Source organism: Micromonospora sp. MH33 (assembly GCF_003013775.1).
Taxonomy (GTDB): domain Bacteria; phylum Actinomycetota; class Actinomycetes; order Mycobacteriales; family Micromonosporaceae; genus Micromonospora; species Micromonospora fulviviridis.
Window position 1 is genome coordinate 1 of record NZ_MUYZ01000427.1, and the last position, 4,050, is coordinate 4,050.

Genomic DNA, 4,050 nt, shown 5'->3' on the forward strand with positions numbered 1-4,050 from the left:
CTCGCTCTGGCGGGCCCTCGGCGTGGCGCCCCGGCCCGCGCTGCTGCTCGACGTGCCGGCGCGGATCGACCGGCCGGTGCCGGCCGCGCCGCCGGTGCGGCAGCCGCTGCGGCTGCGGCAGCTCGACCTGCGCACCCTCGACGGCCGGGTGGTCGGGCCGGAACGGCAGCCGCTCGCCGCCATGCGGGTCGAGCTGGTCGGCACCACCCAGGCCACCGAGACCGACGCCGCCGGCCGGTTCCGGCTCGTCGGTGTCCCGCACGACCCCGAGGCCCCGGACCGCCCGGTGCGGATCCGGCTGGTCGGCCGGGGCCGCACCCACACCGCCGAACTGGACCCCGCCGACGGAGATCCCGTCGTCGTCTGCGCCCCCGACTGACTCCTCGAGGAGGACCGATGCCCACCTACTTCTCCCCCGGCATCTACGTCGAGGAGGTGCCCAGCGGCGCCCGCCCGATCGGCCCGGTCGGCACGAGCACCGCCGCCTTCGTCGGGCTCGCGCCGAACCGCACCGCCCACGTCGACCAGGCCCTCGCCGTGAACAGTTGGTCGGAGTTCCTCCGGCTCTACGCCGACGGCGAGCACCTGGAGAGCACGCCGCTGGCGCGCGCGGTCTTCGGCTTCCTCGACAACGGCGGCACCCGCTGCTGGGTGGTCAACGTCGGCGAGGGCGGCCAGCTCACCGGCACCGGTGGCAAGCGCAGCGGCCTGCAACTGCTGGAGGCGATCGACGAGATCTCCATCCTGGCCGCGCCCGGCTACCACGACCCGGTCTCGCACGAGGCGCTGATCAGCATGGCCGAGCGGCTGCGCACCATGGTCGCCATCTGCGACCCGCCGCCCGAGGTGGAGGACATCTCCCGGCTCACCCGGGTCGCCACGCCGCCCAGGTCGTCCGGCAAACCCGCCGAGGGTACGCCGAAGCCGGACGACGACGCGCCCGGCGGTGACCGGCCCCGGCAGTCGGACTTCGCCGCCTTCTACTTCCCCTGGATCCGGGTCCGCGACCCGCTCAGCGGCGACCTCGTCCTCACCCCGCCGAGCGGGCACGTGGCCGGCATCTGGGCCCGCACCGACGCGCTGCGCGGGGTGCACAAGGCGCCGGCCAACGAGCCGGTGCGCGGCGCGGTCGACCTCGCGTACCTGGTCACCCGCCCGGAGCACGACGTGCTCAACCCCAAGGGCGTCAACGTGATCCGGTTCTTCGCCGGCGAGGGCATCCGGCTCTGGGGCGCCCGTACGCTCGCCGCCGAGGCCAGCGAATGGCGCTACCTGAACGTACGGCGGCTCTCCATCGCCATCGAGCAGGCCATCGCCAACGGCACCCGGTGGATGGTGTTCGAGCCGAACGACTACACCCTCTGGCGCTCGATCCGGCGGGACATCGGCGCGTTCCTCACCCGGGTGTGGCGCGACGGCGCGCTGCTCGGCCGTACGCCCGAGGAGGCGTTCTTCGTCAAGTGCGACGAGGAAACCAACCCGGCCGACGTGCGCGACGCCGGGATGGTGGTGGCGCACATCGGCATCGCGGTGGTCAAGCCCGCGGAGTTCGTGGTGTTCAAGCTGAGCCAGTGGGCCGGCGGCACCGAGACCGAGACGATCGGAGGCTGACATGCCCACCACGGCCACCCCGCAGCCGGGCGCGCCCGTCGACCCCTACCGGGCGTACCACTTCAAGCTGCTCATCAACGGCATCACCAACGGGCACTTCACCGAGGTCAGCGGCTTCGAGGTGGCCATTCCGGCGCTGGCGTACCGGGAGGCCGGCAACGAGCGGATCCGGGCCGTCCCCGGCCAGGTCGAGTACGCCCCGGTCACCCTCCACTTCGGCCTGACCTCGTCCCGCGAGCTGTGGGACTGGGTGAACGCGGCCGCGAAGGGCACGGTGAACCGGCGCAACGTCTCGGTGGTGCTGCTCGACCCGACCGCCTCGCCACGGCAACCGCCGCCCCGCCGCGCGTCCGGCCCGCCGAGCCCGCACCCCGCCGCCCCGGCGAACCCCCCGAGCACTGGCTCCGCCTGGTCGCCGCCCACGCCCCCGGCCTCCTCCACGACCTCCCCCACCCCGCCGCCCTTGTTGATCAAGACAGTTGCGTCGGATCCGACGCCTCCGCCGACGCGAACCTCCCGATCGACGAGGAGGGGGCGGGGGGAAGCGGCGGGGTCGCCGGGGGCCGGAGCACGCGGAGGTTGCCGTTGCGGCCGGCGGTTCCGGGCACGGTCGGGCGGGGCGGTGGGGCGGCCCGGTTCTTCCGGTGGAGGGCCGGCGCGGAAGCGGGAAGGGCCTCCGGGTCGCGGTGGGGCCTTCGTTGGCGGGGCGGGCGGACCGGGACCGCCGGCTGGGGTGGGCGCGCCGGCTTCGGCACCTCCGGTGCCGGCTGGGCCTGGTACCTGTCCGGGTCGGGTGACGGAGTCACCGGCGGCGCACCATCGGCGGATGACGGCATCCCGGGCCGCGCGCCGTCGGCGGGTGACGGGATCGCGGGCCGCGCGCCGCTGGCGGGTGACGGGGTCGCGGGCCGCGGGCCGTCGGCGGATGAGGGGATCCGGGGGCGGGCGGCCACCTCGGCGGACGGCATCAGAGGGCGGGTGCCCTTCGCGGGCGAGGGTGCTGCCCGGCAGGGATCCACTCGGCGCGACGCGGCAGGCCGACGCTGGCCGCTCGGCACCGGGTGGGGACCGGGCGGATCCAGGTCCGCAGGGCGCGGACCCTTCCCCGACATGCGGGGTGCCCCGTCGTCCAACGACGTCCGCCGTGGTGGATCGTGGGGCGAGGGCCTCGCCCCGGACGGATCGTCATTCCAGGCCGCCGGAGCGCAACGGTCGCCCGGTGGGCCGGGCGCAACCGGTGCTCCCGCCGGATCATCGCCCGGCCCGACCGACGCCCAGGCGGGATCGGCGCTCGGCCGGACCGGCACCCCGGCGGGATCGACATCCGGCCGGACCGGCACCCGAAGGGGGCGCGCGCCGGCGGGATCGGCGTCGGGTGAGACCGGTGCGCGGACCGGAAGCGACCGGTCGGGGCGGAGCGTCGCCGCGGACAGCCCACCCGAATCGGGAATGGCCGGCCCCACGGCCCGGGTCCCGTCATCCGACGCAGGCGCACCCACGTCCGCCGCCCCGCCCGCCGACCAGGCCACCGGCCGCACCCGGAAGGAACGGCCCGCCGACGCCCCGGGGGGAACGACCACGGCCGGTGGTCGGGACCTTCGGGTGCATCTGTTGTCGCTGGGACGACAACAGACGCACCCGAATCCGATCGCCTCCGCGCCCCGGACCGGAGACGGCAGGGCCGGCGGGCCGGCCCCCGACCGTCCGGGTTGGACCGGGACGGCGGCCGGGCCGTGGCCGCCGCTGCCGGCCGAGGCCGGCGGGCAGACCGGTGGCAGGGCCGCCGGCAGTGCCCGCTCAACCCGGAGACCGTGCAGGTCACCCGGCTCGCCGGCGTACGCCCCCGGGGCGCACCGGACGGCCAGCTCACCGGGGCCGGTCTCGCCGACGACCCGCTGGTCTTCACCGGCGGCGGGCGTACCGAGCTGGTGCTGGACCTGCTCTTCGACACCGACTTCGTGGAGTCGCCGGCACGCCCCGAGGACGTCCGCGCGCTCACCCGTCCGCTGTGGATGCTGGCGGAGAACTCGGCCGTCGAGCACGGCTGGCTCCGGCCCCCGCTGGTCCGGCTGGTCTGGGGCAAGACCTGGAACGTGCCGGGCGTCATCGTGGCGATCGCGGAACGCTTCGACGCGTTCACCCTCACCGGCACCCCGCGCCGCTCCTGGCTGCGGCTCAAGTTGGTCCGGGTGGCCGAGACCGCCGAGGCGGCCCGGGCGGGCTTCGCGGAGGAACTGGCCGCGGCGAGCACGCCGACGGTGCCGCCGGGGTCGGCGGTGGTCGCCGCCGCGGACGGGGCGGCCGAGCCGGGCTGGTCGGGGGTGCGCTTCGACCTGCTCGCCCACGACGCGCTCGGCTCGCCGCTGCGCTGGCGGCTGCTCGCCGAGCACAACCGGATCAGCGACCCGCTGACCGTGCCGGCCGGCACCGCCCTGGCCG

At 76.1% G+C, this 4,050-nt stretch carries 3 protein-coding genes and 1 pseudogene; all 4 read left to right on the forward strand.

Features of this window, described 5'->3' with window-relative positions:
* On the forward strand, positions 1–379 hold a 379-nt coding region (locus B0E53_RS33750), incomplete at its 5' end, for a carboxypeptidase-like regulatory domain-containing protein (protein ID WP_146167890.1).
* Positions 380–396: 17 nt separating this feature from the next.
* Complete coding sequence (locus tag B0E53_RS33755) at positions 397–1,611, forward strand: phage tail sheath subtilisin-like domain-containing protein (protein ID WP_107079628.1); 1,215 nt, start codon at positions 397–399, stop codon at positions 1,609–1,611.
* A gap of 1 nt (position 1,612) precedes the next feature.
* Positions 1,613–1,873, forward strand: a pseudogene (locus B0E53_RS33760) (phage tail protein); the annotation flags it as partial.
* Between the two features lie 1,471 nt (positions 1,874–3,344).
* On the forward strand, positions 3,345–4,050 hold a 706-nt coding region (locus B0E53_RS33765; protein WP_246835737.1), incomplete at its 3' end, for a hypothetical protein.